Source organism: Streptomyces umbrinus (assembly GCF_030817415.1).
Lineage (GTDB): Bacteria > Actinomycetota > Actinomycetes > Streptomycetales > Streptomycetaceae > Streptomyces > Streptomyces umbrinus_A.
Genome location: NZ_JAUSZI010000002.1, coordinates 7,823,880 through 7,839,783, shown reverse-complemented (window position 1 = coordinate 7,839,783; position 15,904 = coordinate 7,823,880). Strand labels below are relative to the sequence as shown.

Sequence of the window (15,904 nt, the reverse complement as noted above, 5' to 3'; positions counted from 1 at the left end):
CCCCCGCTGCCCGGCCACCCCCGCGCTACCCGGCAACCGGATACATCGCCCCACGCCGCCCCTCCGCGGAGGCCAGCCACTCCAGCTTCGCCGAGGTGTTCGCCTCGGGCAGCGGTGTGTGCAGCACGATCGTGAGGTCGGGCCGCGCCGGCACCTTCATGGCGGTCGCCTCCAGGACCAGCACCCCGACCAGCGGATGGTCGAGCTCCTTGCGCGTCTGCCCCGGAGCCTCGATGTCCCGCCTCTCCCACAGCTCCGTGAACTCGGCACTGGCCGCCTTCGCCCTGGCCACTACGTCCTGGAACCCCTCGTCGTCGGGCGCGGCGGCGCAGGAGGCGCGGAACTGGGCGACGACCGTCCGGGCGTTCTCCTGCCAGGTCAGCGACCGCCCCCGGTAGAGGGGGTCGGTGAAGAAGTCGAGGAGGCAGTTCTGCATGTCCTTGGGACGCATGCCGAGGACCGCCCCGGCGGCGTCGTTGTACATGACGCAGTTGTAGTACGCGTCCATGATGTGCGCCGGAAACGGCATCCACGTGTCGATCAGCCGCCGCAGCCCCTCGCACATGTCCCGGTCCCCGGGCGCGACCTCGGGCGCGGGCGGATTGAGCCCGGCGAGCAGATACAGGTGGCGCCGCTCGGCGTTGCTCAGCCGCAGCACACGGGCCACCGAGTCGAGGACCTGCGGCGAGACGGAGATGTCCCGCCCCTGCTCCAGCCACTGGTACCAGGACGCGCCGACACCCGCGAGTACGGCGACCTCCTCGCGACGCAGCCCCGGAGTACGCCGACGGGCACCGCCGTCCGGCAACCCGGCCTCGGCCGGGGACACCCGCGCCCTGCGGCTCATCAGGAACTCACGCAGCTCACTCAGCCGACGGGTCTTGAGCACGTCGTCAACCACGTACGAATCCCCCTCCGGGTGGCTGGTGTTGCGACCACCAGCATAAGTTCCGGCTCCCCACCGATATTCCGACGGCCACAAGCTCGTGCCATGGCGATCGAACCCTCCCCCGTACACGAGCAAGAACGCGAACGCGGACACAACCACGAACCCACCGATCGAGAACCGGCAGCCCCAACCACAACGCCATCCCCCGCCCCCCACCTCTCCCCCCGAGACAAACTCGTCCTCTTCGTCCTCTGCGCGGCCCAGTTCATGGTCGCGCTCGACTTCTCCGTGCTGAACGTGGCCCTGCCGGTGCTCGGCCAGGACCTGGGCATGAGCCAGTCGGCCCTCCAGTGGGCGGTCACGGCGTTCGCACTGCCGTCCGGTGGATTCCTGCTGCTCTTCGGACGGATGGGTGACCTGTACGGGCGCCGCAGGCTGTTCCTCGCCGGGCTGGCCCTCTTCGGCGCGGCCTCGCTGCTCGCGACCTTCGCCTGGGACCCGGCGTCGTTCCTGGCCGGACGGGCACTGCAGGGCCTCGGCGCGGCGGCGATCGTACCGACGGGCATGTCGCTGCTGACGACGACGTTCCCGGAGGGCCCGGCCCGCGACCGTGCCCTCGGCATCAGCGGCACCCTGCTCTCCCTGGGCTTCACCGTCGGCATGGTGGCGGGCGGGGTCCTGACGGACGCGTTCGGCTGGCGCTCGACGATGGGCCTGCTGACGCTCTTCGCCCTGATCGTGCTGCCACTGGCCCCGACCCTGCTCCCGGAGTCCCGGCACACCGAGCGTCCCCGCCTGGACGTGCCGGGCGCGGTGACCGTCACCGGCGGTCTGCTGGCCCTGATCTACGCTCTGTCGACGGCGGCGGAACGCGGCTTCGGCAGCGCGGACGTGATCGCGACCCTGGTCGCCGGAGTCGCCCTGCTCGCGCTCTTCGGGTACGTCGAGTCGCGCACCGCGGAGCCCCTGGTCTCCCTGCCGATGCTGCGCCGCCGCACGGTGGCGTGGGGCAACCTGGGCGGACTGGTCACCTTCTCGATGATGTCGACGGTGATCTTCGTCCTGACGCTCTACCTCCAGGAGACCCTGCACCTGTCGGCCTTCGAGACGGGCCTGGTCTTCGGCGTCGTGGGCGTGATGTCCGCGGTGGCGGGCACCTACGCCCCGAAGGTCATCGGCCGCCTCGGCGCCCGCCGCACACTGGTCGCCTCGCTCGCCGGCCAGGGCGCGTTCATCGCTTCCCTGCTCGCTCTCGGCACCGGCGGCTGGTCGGTCTGGCTGGCCACGGTCGCGGTGTCACTGGCCTGCATGTGCCACCTGGGCGCGATCATCTCGTACGGCCTGACCGTCACCTCGGGTGTCCCCGACCACGAACAGGGCCTGGCCACAGGCCTGGTGACCTCCACCCAACAGGTCGGCCTCACCCTGGGCATCCCACTCCTCGGCATCCTGGCCACCACGGCCCCGAACCTCCTCTCCGGCGTCCACACGGTGGTGGCACTGGACGCGGCGATCGTGCTGGGGGCGGCGGTGCTGGTCGCGGTCGGACTCGGCCGGCGGACGTCAGGGGCGGTCGAGTCGCAGCCGCTCGGCCTTCGGTAGACCGGCGACCACCAGGTCGTACGAGTCCTCGATGAGCTCCCTGACCAGCCGGTCAGGGAGGTCTCCGTCGACCGTCACCGTGTTCCAGTGGCGTTTGTTCATGTGGTAGCCGGGGATGATCAGGCCCTCGTACTCGCCGCGCAGGCGCACCGCGTCATCGGGGTCGCACTTCAGGTTCACCGTGAGCGGCCGTGCGTCCAGGCGGGTCAGGGCGAACAGCTTTCCCAGCACCTTGAAGACCGAGAACTCCGGGGTGAAGGGGAAGTCCTCGACGGTCGCGTTGAAGGACAGGCAGAACGTGCGCAGCTCCTGCGGGGTCACTCCGGCTTCTCCTCCTCGGGGGAGCCGGCCGGGCCCACGGGCTCGACCAGCACCGTGACGATCTTGTTCCGGCGGCCGGCCGAGGCCTCCGCCGTGAGCCGCAGCTCGCGCCCGTCGGGCAGTTCGACCACCGACGAGGCGCTGGCGATGGGCACGCGGCCGAGGGCCTTCGCGAGGAGGCCGCCGACCGTCTCGACGTCCTCGTCGTCGTACGCCTCGAAGCCGTACAGCTCGCCGAGGTCGCCGATGTCGAGCCGTGCGGTCACCCGGTAGCGGTCGTCGCCGAGGTCCTCCACGGGCGGCAGTTCACGGTCGTACTCGTCGGTGATCTCGCCGACGATCTCCTCGAGGATGTCCTCGATGGTGACGATGCCGGCCGTGCCGCCGTACTCGTCGATGACGACGGCGACGTGGTTGCGGTCCTGCTGCATCTCGCGCAGCAGATCGCCGGCGTTCTTCGTGTCGGGGACGAAGGCGGCGGGCCGCATCGCCGTCGACACCAGCTCGCTCTCCGCGTCCCGGCTGATGTGCGTCTTCCTGGCCAGGTCCTTCAGGTACACGATCCCCACGATGTCGTCCTCGCTCTCCCCCGTGACGGGGACGCGGGAGAAACCGGACCGCAGGGCCAGCGTCAGCGCCTGCCGGATCGTCTTGTAGCGCTCGATGACCACCAGGTCCGTACGCGGGACCATGACCTCCCGTACGAGCGTGTCGCCCAGCTCGAAGACGGAGTGCACCATGCGGCGCTCCTCGTCCTCGATGAGCGACTCCTTCTCCGCGAGGTCGACCATCGCCCGCAGCTCGGCCTCGGAGGCGAACGGGCCGCGCCTGAAGCCCTTGCCGGGCGTGAGCGCGTTGCCGATGAGGATCAGGAGCGGCGGGATCGGGCCCATGATCCTGGCGAGCGGCAGCAGTACGTACGCGGCCGCCGTCGCGGTGTTCAGCGGGTGCTGGCGGCCGATGGTGCGCGGGGAGACGCCGACCGCCACGTACGAGACGAGGACCATCACGCCGATGGCGACGGCGAGCGCCTCCCAGGTCTCGGTGAACTCCTTCAGACAGGCGTACGTGACGAGCGCGGCGGACGCCATCTCGCAGGCGACGCGCACCAGCAGCGCCACGTTCAGATAGCGGGTCGGGTCGGCGGCGACCTGGGCGAGCTTGGCGCTGCCGCGGCGGCCGGACCGTACGGCCTCCTCGGCACGGAAGCTGGAGACGCGGGCGAGACCGGCCTCCGCGCAGGCGGCGAGCCAGGCGACCACGACAAGGGTGATGGCGCCTACGACGAGTTGCGGGCTCATGAGACGGTCGGGGCCGGGGACGGGCCGGTCAGGCCCTTCTCCGCACGCCAGCCGTTCACGATGGCCGCCTGGAGGCCGAACATCTCGGCCTTCTCGTCCGGCTCCTCGTGGTCGTAGCCGAGCAGATGCAGCACTCCATGGACGGTGAGGAGCTGGAGCTCCTCGTCCATGGAGTGCTGCGTGTCGGCTTCCTTGCCCTGCCGCTCGGCGACCTCGGGGCAGAGCACGATGTCGCCGAGCAGCCCCTGGGGCGGCTGCTCGTCGTCGTCCTTCGACGGCGGCCGAAGCTCGTCCATCGGAAACGACATGACATCCGTCGGACCGGGCAGGTCCATCCACTGGACGTGCAGCTGCTCCATGGCGTCGGCGTCCACGACGATCACCGAGAGCTCGGAGAGCGGGTGGATCCGCATCCGCGCGAGGGCATAGCGGGCGATGTCGAGGATCGCCTGCTCGTCGACCTCGGTTCCGGACTCGTTGTTGACGTCGATCGACATGGTCGCGCTGGTCTACTTTCGCTTGTTACGGGCGCCCTTGTGGGTGCCGTTCTCCGTACCGTTATCGCTGTCGTACTTCTCGTACGCGTCGACGATACGGCCGACCAGCTTGTGCCGTACGACGTCGGATGACGTGAGGCGGGAGAAGTGGACGTCGTCGAGGCCCTCCAGGATGTCCTGGACCTGACGCAGACCGGACTTCGTGCCGCTCGGCAGGTCGACCTGGGTGACGTCACCCGTGATCACGATCTTCGACTCGAAGCCGAGGCGGGTGAGGAACATCTTCATCTGTTCGGGGCTCGTGTTCTGGGCCTCGTCCAGGATGATGAAGGCGTCGTTGAGCGTGCGGCCACGCATGTACGCCAGCGGGGCCACCTCGATCGTCCCGGCCGCCATCAGCCGGGGGATCGAGTCCGGGTCGAGCATGTCGTGCAGCGCGTCGTACAGCGGGCGCAGGTAGGGGTCGATCTTCTCGTAGAGCGTGCCGGGCAGGAAGCCGAGCCGCTCTCCCGCCTCCACCGCGGGGCGGGTCAGGATGATGCGGTTGACCTGCTTGGACTGCAGTGCCTGCACGGCCTTGGCCATGGCGAGGTAGGTCTTGCCCGTACCGGCGGGGCCGATGCCGAAGACGATGGTGTGCTTGTCGATGGCGTCGACGTACCGCTTCTGGTTGAGCGTCTTGGGGCGGATGGTGCGGCCGCGCGAGGACAGGATGTTCTGTGTGAGCACTTCGGCCGGGGTCTCCTGGCCGTCGCCCTCCCCGTTCTCGCTCGCCCTCAGCATGGCGATCGAGCGTTCCACTGCGTCCTCCGTCATCGGCTGTCCGGTGCGGAGCACCAGCATCATCTCGTCGAACAGGCGCTGGACGAGGGCCACTTCACGGGCATCGCCGACGGCGCTGATCTCATTGCCCCGGACATGGATGTCGGCCGCCGGGAAGGCCTTCTCGATCACGCGCAGAAGGGCGTCTCCAGACCCCAGCACAGTCACCATGGGGTGCTTGGCCGGGACGGTGAACTGCGCTCGTGACTGCCCCTGCGCGGGGGTGTGAGCTGTGGGTGTCTGCGTCATGGGCCGGCTCTGTAGGCCTGCTCATCCTCCTCGGTGAGGCACGCTTGCCGGTACGGCAGCCTTGTGCATCCAAGAGTACGACGGGGCACCGACAACGCCGTAGGACTTTTCGCCCGCACCGGTGGCCCCAGGCGAATCCGCCGGTGCCCCCCGCGCGGATCCACGCCCGACCGCACCCGGATCCACCTGCGCCCTCACGCGGATCGGCCGAACCCGATCGTCGGTACCGCCCGCCGCAGGGGCCACGCCCGGCTCATCTCCGGAAGGAGGGGTTCCAGGAAGGCGTACCGGCCGAGCGCCGCCGGATCCTGGTGGTCGTACGACTGCACGCGGCGCCACCACCCGGCGATCTCCGACCAGCCGGGGGCGGACAGGGACCCCCCGAACTCCTGGACCGACAGGGCGGCGGTGAGGCCCGCGAAGGCGAGCCGGTCGGCCAGCGGCCAGCCGGCCAGGGTGCCCGTGACGAACCCGGCGACGAAGACGTCCCCCGCGCCGGTGGGGTCCATGGCCTCGACCTCGATGGCCGGAACCTCGGCGGTCTCACCGGTCCGTCCGTCCACGGCGTACGCGCCCTCGGCACCGAGAGTGACGACGGCGAGCGGCACGTGCTCGGTGAGGGCGTGGGCGGCGGCGCGGGGGCACGAGGCGCCCGTGTACCGCATGGCCTCCTGGGCGTTCGGCAGGAACGCCTCGCAGTGCGCCAGGTCGGGGAGCCCGGCGAGGTCCCAGCGGCCCGTGTCGTCCCAGCCGACGTCGGCGAAGATCCGCGTCCCCTTGCCCGCCGCCCCGGCGATCCAGGGGGCTCGGGTGCCGGGCGTGAGCGAGGCGACGGCCGCGCGTGCGCGGGGCGGGCAGTCCGGGGCGGGCTCCTCCGGGGGCGGCTCGTGCCCGTGGCTGACCATCGTCCGCTCGCCCTCGTACGCCATCGAGACCGTCACCGGGGAGTGCCAGCCCGGTACCGTGCGTGATGTGGAGAGGTCGATGCGTTCGCCCTGCTCCAGGGCGTCCCAGCAGTACTCGCCGTAGTGGTCGTCGCCGAAGGCGGCGGCGAGGGACGTCTTCAGGCCGAGCCGGGCGAGCGCGGTGGCCATGTTGGCGACCCCGCCAGGGCTGGACCCCATCCCGCGCGCCCAGGACTCGGTGCCGCGGACCGGGGCGGAGTCGAGTCCGGTGAAGATGATGTCGAGGAAGACTGTGCCGGTGAGGTAAACGTCCCAGGGCGGGTCGTCGTGAGCGCGCAGCCCTTCGAGGGGGTCGACCTGTGCGGCCCGGCTGTGCGGTCCCTCTCCGTTGGACGCGGTCACGGTGCGCTCCCATGAGGTGGTGCGGATTCAGGCCAGTGTGCACCAATCACTCCACCGACCGTGGAGTGTCACGCCGCGCCCGAAGGGTTTTCGCCCCCGCCGCCCCTACCCTCCCCCACTCTCGGCTTCGCTCGAGCGGGGGGACCCCCATCGTCCCTGACTCAGGGGCTCCGCCCCCGAACCCCCAAAAGACTGCGCAGTTCCTCGCGCCCCTTTCAGGGGCGCGAGGAACTGCGCGATCAGCCACAGCCGGACCCGCACCCGACAACACACCCCCACGGGGTCTGGGGCAGAGCCCCAGGGGAAGGGAACGGGTAGGGGCGGCGGGGGCGAAGAAAACCCCCGGCTCCGTCACGGGAACTCGTACATCTCCACCTCCGCGAGGTACCGCGCCCGTCGCTCCTCGTCGTGGTCGAGGAAAGACGCCACGAACGAGTTGCGGGCGAGCTCGCGCAGGCGGTCGGGGGACAGCCCCAACGCCTCCCGCACGGCAAGGAAGTTGTCCCCGACGTACCCACCGAAGTACGCGGGATCATCGGAGTTGACGGTGCACAACAGCCCCGCGTCGAGCATCGCGGGCAACGGATGCTCCTCCAGAACATCCACGGCCCGAAGCCGCACATTGGACAGCGGACACAACGTCAACGGCACCCGCTCCCGTACGAGCCGAGCCACCAGCTCAGGATCCTCCATGCACCGCAGCCCGTGATCGATCCGCTCGACCCCGAGCACATCGAGCGCCTCGGTGATGTAGGAGGGCGGCCCCTCCTCCCCCGCGTGGGCGACCCTCCGCAGCCCGAGCGCGGCAGCGGCCTCGTACACCTCGCGGAACTTCACGGGCGGATGCCCGACCTCGGCGGAGTCGAGCCCGACGCCGACGATCCGGCCGAGGTACGGCTTCGCGGCCTCCAGCGTCTCCATCGCGGACTCGGCGGACTCGTCCCGCAGGAAGCACATGATCAGCTGGGTGGAGACCCCGTGCACGGCCTCGCTCCGGTCGAGCGCCCGCCCGAGCCCCTCCACCACGGTCCCGATCCCGACGCCCCGGGAGATGTGCGCCTGCGGATCGAAGAAGATCTCCGCGTGCCGCACCCCCTGCGCGGCGGCCCGCGCAAGATACGCGTCGGCGAGGTCCGCGAAGTCGTCCTCGGTCCGGAGCACGGCCATGAGCTCGTAGTACAGGTTCAGGAACGACTGCAGGTCCGAGAACTGATACGCCTTACGGAGATCGTCGGTGTCCGCGTAGGGCAGCGCGACACCGTTGCGCGCGGCGAGCGCGAAGGCCAGCTCGGGCTCCAGGGTGCCTTCGATGTGGAGGTGCAGTTCGGCTTTCGGGATGGACATCAGGGCATCGTACGGCCGTCTCATCTGCGCTTCGGTACCGGCACCCGCAGCAGATCGTGTGCCACCGTCAGCTCCCCCTCGAAGCCGGCGGCCCGCGCCTGCCGCTCGAACTCCTCGGGATCGTCGTACCGCTGACTGAAGTGCGTGAGCACGAGATGCCGTACGCCCGCGTCCCGGGCCACCGCGCCCGCCTGACCTGCCGTCAAGTGCCCGTGATCGACGGCGAGTTTGACGTCCCCGTCCAGGAACGTCGACTCGATTACGAGCATGTCGCAGCCCTCCGCGAGCGCGTACACCCCGTCGCACAGCCGGGTGTCCATGACGAACGCGAACCGCTGCCCGCGCCGCACCTCGCTGACCTCGTCGAGCGACACCTCCCCCAACGCGCCCTCCCGCTGGATCCGCCCCACATCCGCGCCCCTGATCCCGTACGAGGCGAGCCGCTCGGGCAGCATCCGCCGCCCGTCGGGCTCGACGAGCCGGTAGCCGTACGACTCGACGGGGTGGGAGAGCTTGCGGGCCTCCAGCACGTACGACGCCGTGGTCGCGAGGACGCCGTCGGAGTCGACCGGTGCCTCGGTGAGCGGGACCGTCTCGCGGTAGGCGGTCGAGTACCGCAGCCGGTCGTAGAACCGCTGCCCTGAGCGCGGGAAGTGGGCGGTGATCTCGTGCGGCACCCGGTCGAGGTTGATCCGCTGGATCACCCCGGCGAGGCCGAGGGAGTGGTCGCCGTGGAAGTGCGTGACGCAGATCCGGTGGAGGTCGTGCGCGGCGGCCCCGGCCCGCAGCATCTGCCGCTGCGTGCCCTCGCCCGGGTCGAAGAGGATGCCCTCGCCGTCCCAGCGCAGCAGATAGCCGTTGTGGTTGCGGTGCCGGGTGGGCACCTGGCTGGCGGTACCGAGGACCACCAATTCGCGTACGGACACGTCGAGTTACCCGGGTTTCCCGTGCGCCGCGGCTAGCCCGGCGGCCACTGCATGCCGCGGCCGCCCAGCACATGGGCGTGCGCGTGGAAGACGGTCTGCCCCGCCCCGCTGCCGGTGTTGAAGACGATGCGGTAGCTGTCGAGCTTCTCCTCGGCGGCGACCTCACCGGCCTCCCGCACGACATCCGCGAGGATCGCCGGCTCGGCGACCGCGAGGGAGGAGGCGTCCGGGTGGTGGACCTTCGGGATCACCAGGACGTGGATGGGTGCCTGCGGGTTGATGTCCCGGAAGGCGACGGTCGTTTCGGTCTCACGGACGACGGTCGCCGGGATCTTCCCATCGACGATCTTGCAGAACAGACAGTCGTCCTGCGCTTCCCCTGCCATGCGGCCTCCTCACGCTGGATGATCGTTGCCCGGGCATGGTACCGAGCGGCAGTCACTCCCGACCCGGTCCCGTGCCCCGTCAGGGGCGCGGGGAACTGCGCGACCAGCCCCCACGCACCCGCACCCGAAGAACCGCACCCCGGGGGTCTGGGGGCGGAGCCCCCAGGGACGGCACCCTCAGCCCCGGCCGCCCTACTCCGACGGCAACACCGGAGCCGTCCTCGCCGGGTTCTCCTCCAGCGCCGCCAGCGCGATACGGATCGCCTCGTCGAGCTGTACGTCACGCCCGGCCGCGTAATCCTGCGGAGCCTGGACCACCTCGACGTCCGGATCGACGCCGTGGTTCTCCACGCCCCACTCGTACCCCTCGAGCCAGAACGCGTACTTGGGCTGAGTGACGAGCGTGCCGTCGACGAGCCGGTAGCGGCTGTCGATCCCGACGACGCCACCCCACGTACGCGTACCGACGACGGGCCCGATACCGAGGGCCTTGATCGCGGCGTTGACGATGTCGCCGTCCGAGCCTGAGAACTCGTTGGCGACGGCGACGACGGGCCCGCGCGGCGCGTCCTCCGGATAACTGGTGGGCCGCATGCCGCGCGCGAGGTCCCAGCCGACGATGCGCCGGGCGAGCTTCTCGACGACCAGCTGGGAGGTGTGGCCGCCGCGGTTCTCGCGGACGTCCACGACGAGGCCCTCGCGGGCGACCTCGATCCGCAGGTCGCGGTGGATCTGGGCCCAGCCGGGCGCCTGCATGTCGGGCACGTGCAGATAGCCGAGCCGGCCGCCGGACTTCTCGTGGACGTAGGCGCGCCGGTCGGCGACCCACGCGTGGTAGCGCAGCGGCTCCTCGTCGGAGATCGGTACGACGACGGCGTGCCGCGGATCACCGCCGCCCGCCGGGGACACGGTGAGCTCGACGGCCTTGCCCGCCGTGCCGACGAACAGCGGTCCCGGCCCGGTCACCGGGTCGACGGGCCGCCCGGAGACGGCCACGATCGCGTCCCCGGCGCGCACGGCGACCCCGGGCGCGGCGAGCGGCGACTGCGCGTCGGGGTCGGAGGTCTCCGACGGCAGGATGCGGTCGATGCGCCACCGCGGCGAACCCTGTGGGCCGTCCTCGTGGCGGGAGATGTCGGCCCCGAGCAGCCCCTGCCGCTCGCCGCCGCCGTATCCGCCGCGCGGCATGACGTACGCGTGCGAGGTGCCGAGTTCGCCCTGCACCTCCCACAGCAGGTCGACGAGGTCGTCGTGGGTGGCGACCCGTTCGAGCACGGGCCGGTACCGGTCCAGTACGCCGTCCCAGTCGGTGCCGCCCAGGTCGGGGCGCCAGAAGTTGTCGCGCATGAGGCGGCCGGTCTCGTCGTACATCTGACGCCACTCGGCGGCCGGGTCGACGGTCTGGCGGATGCGCGAGAGGTCGACGGTGATGTTCGTGTCGCTCTCGTCGTCGTTCGAGGCGCGCCGGTCGCTCGGTACGACCTTGAGCTTGCTGTCGGTCCACAGCAGGATCCGCTTGCCGTCGCCGGTGACCATGAAGCCGTCGGCGTCCGAGGCGAGATGCTCCATGCGCTGCTGGACGAGGTCGTAGCGCTCCAGGTCGGTCTTCGGGTCCGGGTCGTCCGGGGTGGCGCGGGAGGCGCCGAGCACGCCCCGCACGGGGTGCCGCAGCCACAGCAGCCCGTCCTTGGCGGCCTTCAGCCCGGAGTAGCGGGCGGCCTCGACGGGGAACGGCACGATGCGGTCGCCGAGTCCGTCGAGGTCGATGCGTGTCGCCGGGGAGCCCTCGCTGTCGGGCGTCTCGTCCTTGTCGGGCGCCTCGAAGGGCCGTCCGTGCCGCTGCGGCCCGAAGGGCGAGGGGGTGGTCGCGGCGAGGGTGATGAGATGCGGCCGCGAGCCCCCGACGAAGGCCAGGTCGAAGACGTGCTCGTCGTAGACGGGGTCGAAGGACCGCGCGGACAGGAACGCCAGATGCTTCCCGTCGAGCGTGAACGCGGGCGCGTAGTCCCGGAATCTCAGCGGCGTCGCCTCGGTCACGGACAGGTCCGCGGTGTTGGCGAGCTTGAGCTGGCGCAGCGGGCGCGGGCCGGGGTGCGACCAGGCGAGCCAGGCCGAGTCGGGCGAGAAGGCGAGCCCGGAGACCTCGCCGTCCTCGCTGCGGTCGACCTCCCGTACCTCGCCGGTCTCCCGCTCGACGAGCAGCACGCGTCCGTCGTGCGAGGCGACCGCGGCGCGGCTGCCGTCGGGCGCCACCGCGAGCCCGAGCACCCGCCCGAGCTGTCCGGCGGCGAGGCGACGCGGGGTGGCCCCCGGCGCGACACCGGTGGCGGGCGCGAACTCGAGCGCGTCATCGCCCTCGGCGTCCGTCACCCACACCACATGCTCCTCGCCGTCCGCGCGGAAGGTGCGGGGCAGCCGGGCCCGTACGCCCTGTTCGGCGGCGAGCGCGCGGGCCGGACCCGAGCGGTGGGTGACCCAGTGGACGGCTCCGCGCACGGCGACCGCGCTGCCGCGTCCGGTGTGGTCGGGCGCGGCGGCACCGAACCAGCGGCCCGCGCTCACGGGATGCGGCTGCAGATCGACGCGCTGTCCGCCGAGCCGGATGTCGAGCCGCCGCGGCTCGGCCCCGTCGAGGTCGTCGAGGATCCACAGCTCACCGGCGGGACGCGTAGACGACGCGCGTGACGTCGGTGGAGGCGTGCCGGGCGTAGAACCCGTCAACTGCCGTATGCCGCCGCAGATCCGACCCGTCGGCGAGGGAGGAGTACACGGCCCCCACACCTTCATGATCGGAGAGGAAGACGACCCGCTCGCCCACCCACGAGGGGTACTCCAGATTCCCGTCCAGGTCGGCATGCAGCCGTACGAACTCCCCGGCCTCCCCGTCGCCCTCCCGGTCGATCCACAGCTTCCCGGCCGTGCCGCCCCGGTACCGCTTCCACCAGGCGGCCTCACGGCCCATGGGCGCGGACAGCAGGAGCGTGCCGGGGCCGCCCCGGGCCACATCGCCGACAGGCCCGTACGGGAGGGTGGTTGCCGGACCGCCGTCGAGCGGGACGGCCCGGGCCCAGCTGCGGCGCAGGCTCGCCTGGCCCTGCGTGCTGAGGGCGAGCACCTCGCCCTCCGGGGTCCAGCCGCGCACCTGGGTCTTCCAACTCCCCCAGTACGTAAGACGTTTGGTGGACCCGCCGTCGACGGGGGCGATATGCACCTCGGGTGCCCCGTCTCGGGTGGAGGTCCAGGCGACGGTCGTTCCGTCCGGGGAGATGCGGGGATGGTTCACCGGGACGTTGTCGGCGCTGACCCGCCAGGCACGGCCACCGTCGAGTGGCGCGACCCAGACGTCGTCCTCGGCGGTGAAGGCGATCAACTCGCCGTGCAGATGCGGGTACCGGAGATACGGGGCAGATGCGGCGGATGCAGTCTGTGTCACCCGATCACCCTATGCAGCGGCCCTGTCCGCGACCAGAGCTTTCGATCACTTGCCCTGGAAGCAGGAGCAGGTGGGGTGCGGGTACTCGGTGACGGTCCTGGTGACAGTGACGGTCGCCTCCGGCCGGCCGGGCGGCGGGGTCGTCTTGTGATCAACAGGCGGTGTCCACGGGTTGACGGTGCTCGGCGTACCCGCCCTGCAGTTCCCGAGCACGTCCACCCGGAACCACTCCTTGCCGCCCACTCTGGCGGTCAGGTCACCCCGTACGCAGGTCCCGTTGATCTCCTGCGTCACCTTGCCCTTGATGGTGATCTCGCGCCCGTCCTTCTCCTCCCCGACACAGTCGACGGTCGCGAAACTCCGCACGCTGGGAGAACTCCCGCCGGTCTGCCCGTTGTCCCCGTTGTTCCCGTACGAGGCGGTGCAGCTGAGCCACTGGACGTCGACGCCCTGCTTCTCCAGCTCGCGGGTTCCCGTCTGGTCGGTCGTGATCGCCACCGCGGCGGCGCTGATTCCGTTGCCGGGTTCACACGCGACCGCGCCGAACACGGCCACGACGACGGCGCCGGCCGCGACCGGTCCCCGCCGCCCGCCCAGCCGACCCCGTAAACGCCTCAATGCCCCCATAGACGGCAGCGTGCCACCCCCGAGCGAAGCTCGATAGACCGCATGCAGCCAGGATTCCACCCCCGCCGCCCTTACCCATTCCCGTCCCCTGGGGGCTGCGCCCCCAGACCCCCCTTATCGGCCTGAACGGCCTCGTCCTCAAACGCCGGACGGGCTGAAAGTGTCGGCCCGGGCCGCAATGTATTCAGCCCCTCCGGCGTTTGAGGAGCGGGGGTTCGGGGGCTGGCCCCCGAAAAGGGACGGGAATGGGTAGGGGCGGCGGGGGCGAGAAAACTGGGCGTCAGGACCAGCGGCCCGTGCGGGTCAGTAGCAGGGCCGTCGCGGCCGTGCCTGCGGTGGAGGTGCGCAGCACGCTGCGGCCCAGCCGGCAGGCCTTCGCTCCGGCCTCGGTGAAGGCCTCCAACTCCGCAGGGGACACGCCGCCCTCGGGGCCCACGACGAGCACGATCCGCCCGGCGGAAGGGAGTTCGGCCGTCGCCAGCGGCTCGCCCCCGTACGCCCGGTCCTCGTGCAACACCACCCCAAGGTCCGCTTTGGCGAGAAACGCGGCAACCTGCTTGGTCGTCATCGCGTCCGCGACCAGCGGAAACCGCACCCGCCGAGACTGCTTCCCCGCCTCACGCGCGGTGGCCCGCCACTTCCCGAGCGCCTTGAGCCCCCGCTCGCCCTTCCACTGCGTGATACAGCGGGACGCGGCCCACGGGACGATCTCGTCGACACCGGTCTCCGTCATGGTCTCGACGGCGAGTTCACCGCGGTCGCCCTTGGGGAGGGCCTGGACGACGGTGATACGGGGAGCCGGCTCGGGCTCCTCACGTACCTCGGCGATGTCCGTCACCACGAGCCGGTCCTTGCCCTCGGCGGCCTTGACGACGCCCTCGGCCCAGCGCCCGAGCCCGTCGGTGAGGACGACGTCCTCTCCCGCCCGCAGCCGCTTCACGGACACGGCGTGCCGCCCCTCGGGCCCGTCGAGCACGAACTCGGGCCCGCCCGGCACCACGTCCACCACGAACACCGGGGCGGTCAACGGACCGGGCCCCCGCCCGAGTTGGACGACAACGCTGTCTTGGCGGCGGCGAGTTCGGCCGCGAGCACCTCGACCAGTTGCCCGGCGGGCAGCTCGCGCGCGAGCCGGTGGCCCTGTCCCGCCCACAGCGCCATGCCCTGGGCGTCCCCCGCCTTGGCCGCGGCCTTGCGGAGCGCGGAGGTGAGGTGGTGGACGTCCGGGTAGGCGGCGGGCGCGTACGGCCCGTGCTCGCGCATGAAGCGGTTCATCAGACCCCGCGCGGGCCGGCCGGAGAAGGCGCGCGTCAACTCCGTACGTACGAAGAGGGGGTTGGTCAGTGCCTGCTTGTGCACGGCGTTGGCGCCGGACTCGGGGGTGGCGAGGAACGCCGTGCCGAGCTGGGCGGCGCTCGCGCCCGCGGCGAGCGCGGCGGCGATCTGGCTGCCGCGCATGATGCCGCCGGCCGCGACGATCGGGATCTGCACGGTCTCGCGGACCTGCGCGATCAGCGAGAGCAGTCCGATGCCGGAGCCGTCGGTCTCCGGGTTGTCCCGGTGGGTGCCCTGGTGGCCGCCGGCCTCCACGCCCTGCACGATCACCGCGTCGGCGCCCGCCCACTGCACGGCCTGCGCCTCCTCGGCGGTGGTCGCCGTGACGAGGGTCAGCGTGCCGGCCCGGCTCAGGGAGTCCAGGACGTCGCGCGTCGGGCAGCCGAAGTGGAAGGAGACGACCGGTACCGGGTTGTCGAGGAGTACGGCGAGCTTGGCGTCGTATCCGTCGTCGCGTCCGCTGTCGGGGTCGCCCAGTTCGGTCTCGTACCAAGAGGCCTCGCCGGCCAGTTGGTGGGCGTAGACCTCGACTGCGGCCGGGTCGGCGTACTCGGGCTGCGGCATGAACAGGTTCACGCCGAACGGGCGGCTGGTGGCGCCCCGCAACTGCTTGATCTCCTGGTACATGCCGTCGGCCGTTTTGTACCCGGCGGCGAGAAAACCGAGCCCGCCGGCTTCGGACACGGCCGCTGCGAGCTGCGGCACGGAGACGCCGCCCGCCATGGGGGCCTGCACGATCGGGAGTGGGAAGAGATCGGTCAGCGCGGAGGACATGACGGCATGTTGTCACGTCCTCCGTACAAGTCCGAATCCGGCCTTCCCCCGGGCATAAGCCACGGGAATTGGGCCGCGGGGAGAGTTCTTC

The 15,904-nt window shown here is 71.2% G+C and carries 13 protein-coding genes and 1 pseudogene; 1 reads left to right on the top strand and 13 read right to left on the bottom strand.

The window, feature by feature from the left end; all coding sequences use genetic code 11:
• Positions 1 to 25: 25 nt before the first annotated feature.
• A complete protein-coding gene (locus QF035_RS34610) occupies positions 26 to 847 on the bottom strand; it encodes a helix-turn-helix transcriptional regulator (protein WP_307531646.1) in 822 nt (273 codons plus the stop codon).
• A 144-nt stretch (positions 848 to 991) separates the two neighbouring features.
• Here QF035_RS34610 and QF035_RS34605 point away from each other — a divergent pair, with 144 nt between their 5' ends.
• A complete protein-coding gene (locus QF035_RS34605) occupies positions 992 to 2,491 on the top strand; it encodes an MFS transporter (RefSeq protein ID WP_307524527.1) in 1,500 nt (499 codons plus the stop codon).
• Here the strand turns inward: QF035_RS34605 and QF035_RS34600 are convergent.
• The 12 genes and pseudogenes from QF035_RS34600 to QF035_RS34545 form a co-directional block, all read right to left on the bottom strand.
• Positions 2,453 to 2,812, bottom strand: a complete 360-nt coding sequence (locus QF035_RS34600; RefSeq protein WP_307524525.1) for an MmcQ/YjbR family DNA-binding protein — start codon at positions 2,810 to 2,812, stop codon at positions 2,453 to 2,455. The genes QF035_RS34605 and QF035_RS34600 overlap by 39 nt on opposite strands.
• Entirely contained in the window at positions 2,809 to 4,113 is a 1,305-nt protein-coding gene (locus QF035_RS34595; RefSeq protein WP_307524523.1) for a hemolysin family protein, read from the bottom strand. The genes QF035_RS34600 and QF035_RS34595 overlap by 4 nt, the downstream gene beginning before the upstream one ends.
• Entirely contained in the window at positions 4,110 to 4,610 is a 501-nt protein-coding gene (gene ybeY, locus QF035_RS34590) for an rRNA maturation RNase YbeY (protein WP_307524521.1), read from the bottom strand. The genes QF035_RS34595 and ybeY overlap by 4 nt, the downstream gene beginning before the upstream one ends.
• Before the next feature lie 12 nt (positions 4,611 to 4,622).
• Positions 4,623 to 5,681 (bottom strand): PhoH family protein, encoded by a 1,059-nt coding sequence (locus QF035_RS34585; RefSeq protein WP_307524519.1) that lies wholly within the window; start codon positions 5,679 to 5,681, stop codon positions 4,623 to 4,625.
• Positions 5,682 to 5,875: 194 nt separating this feature from the next.
• Positions 5,876 to 6,988, bottom strand: a complete 1,113-nt coding sequence (locus QF035_RS34580; RefSeq protein WP_307524517.1) for a carbohydrate kinase family protein — start codon at positions 6,986 to 6,988, stop codon at positions 5,876 to 5,878.
• Positions 6,989 to 7,339: 351 nt separating this feature from the next.
• On the bottom strand, positions 7,340 to 8,332 hold the full coding sequence (locus tag QF035_RS34575) for an adenosine deaminase (RefSeq protein ID WP_307524515.1): 993 nt from the start codon (positions 8,330 to 8,332) through the stop codon (positions 7,340 to 7,342).
• A 20-nt stretch (positions 8,333 to 8,352) separates the two neighbouring features.
• A complete protein-coding gene (locus QF035_RS34570; protein ID WP_307524514.1) occupies positions 8,353 to 9,258 on the bottom strand; it encodes a ribonuclease Z in 906 nt (301 codons plus the stop codon).
• 32 nt (positions 9,259 to 9,290) lie between these two features.
• The gene (locus QF035_RS34565; protein WP_307524512.1) at positions 9,291 to 9,644 is read right to left on the bottom strand and encodes a histidine triad nucleotide-binding protein; all 354 of its coding nucleotides are present in this window, start codon (positions 9,642 to 9,644) and stop codon (positions 9,291 to 9,293) included.
• Positions 9,645 to 9,836: 192 nt separating this feature from the next.
• Positions 9,837 to 13,026 (bottom strand): annotated as a pseudogene (locus QF035_RS34560) (S41 family peptidase).
• A gap of 96 nt (positions 13,027 to 13,122) precedes the next feature.
• On the bottom strand, positions 13,123 to 13,704 hold the full coding sequence (locus QF035_RS34555; protein ID WP_307524510.1) for a hypothetical protein: 582 nt from the start codon (positions 13,702 to 13,704) through the stop codon (positions 13,123 to 13,125).
• A gap of 280 nt (positions 13,705 to 13,984) precedes the next feature.
• On the bottom strand, positions 13,985 to 14,731 hold the full coding sequence (locus QF035_RS34550) for a 16S rRNA (uracil(1498)-N(3))-methyltransferase (RefSeq protein ID WP_307524508.1): 747 nt from the start codon (positions 14,729 to 14,731) through the stop codon (positions 13,985 to 13,987).
• Positions 14,728 to 15,813 (bottom strand): nitronate monooxygenase, encoded by a 1,086-nt coding sequence (locus tag QF035_RS34545; protein ID WP_189837902.1) that lies wholly within the window; start codon positions 15,811 to 15,813, stop codon positions 14,728 to 14,730. The genes QF035_RS34550 and QF035_RS34545 overlap by 4 nt, the downstream gene beginning before the upstream one ends.
• Positions 15,814 to 15,904 lie beyond the last annotated feature (91 nt).

Bases quoted from the DNA above. Each gene is read 5' to 3' on its own strand.
- QF035_RS34610 (WP_307531646.1), bottom strand. From the start codon at position 847: ATGAGCCGCAGGGCGCGGGTGTCCCCGGCCGAGGCCGGGTTGCCGGAC.
- QF035_RS34605 (WP_307524527.1), top strand. From the start codon at position 992: ATGGCGATCGAACCCTCCCCCGTACACGAGCAAGAACGCGAACGCGGA.
- QF035_RS34595 (WP_307524523.1), bottom strand. From the start codon at position 4,113: ATGAGCCCGCAACTCGTCGTAGGCGCCATCACCCTTGTCGTGGTCGCC.
- ybeY (WP_307524521.1), bottom strand. From the start codon at position 4,610: ATGTCGATCGACGTCAACAACGAGTCCGGAACCGAGGTCGACGAGCAG.
- QF035_RS34585 (WP_307524519.1), bottom strand. From the start codon at position 5,681: ATGACGCAGACACCCACAGCTCACACCCCCGCGCAGGGGCAGTCACGA.
- QF035_RS34575 (WP_307524515.1), bottom strand. From the start codon at position 8,332: ATGTCCATCCCGAAAGCCGAACTGCACCTCCACATCGAAGGCACCCTG.
- QF035_RS34565 (WP_307524512.1), bottom strand. From the start codon at position 9,644: ATGGCAGGGGAAGCGCAGGACGACTGTCTGTTCTGCAAGATCGTCGAT.
- QF035_RS34555 (WP_307524510.1), bottom strand. From the start codon at position 13,704: ATGGGGGCATTGAGGCGTTTACGGGGTCGGCTGGGCGGGCGGCGGGGA.
- QF035_RS34545 (WP_189837902.1), bottom strand. From the start codon at position 15,813: ATGTCCTCCGCGCTGACCGATCTCTTCCCACTCCCGATCGTGCAGGCC.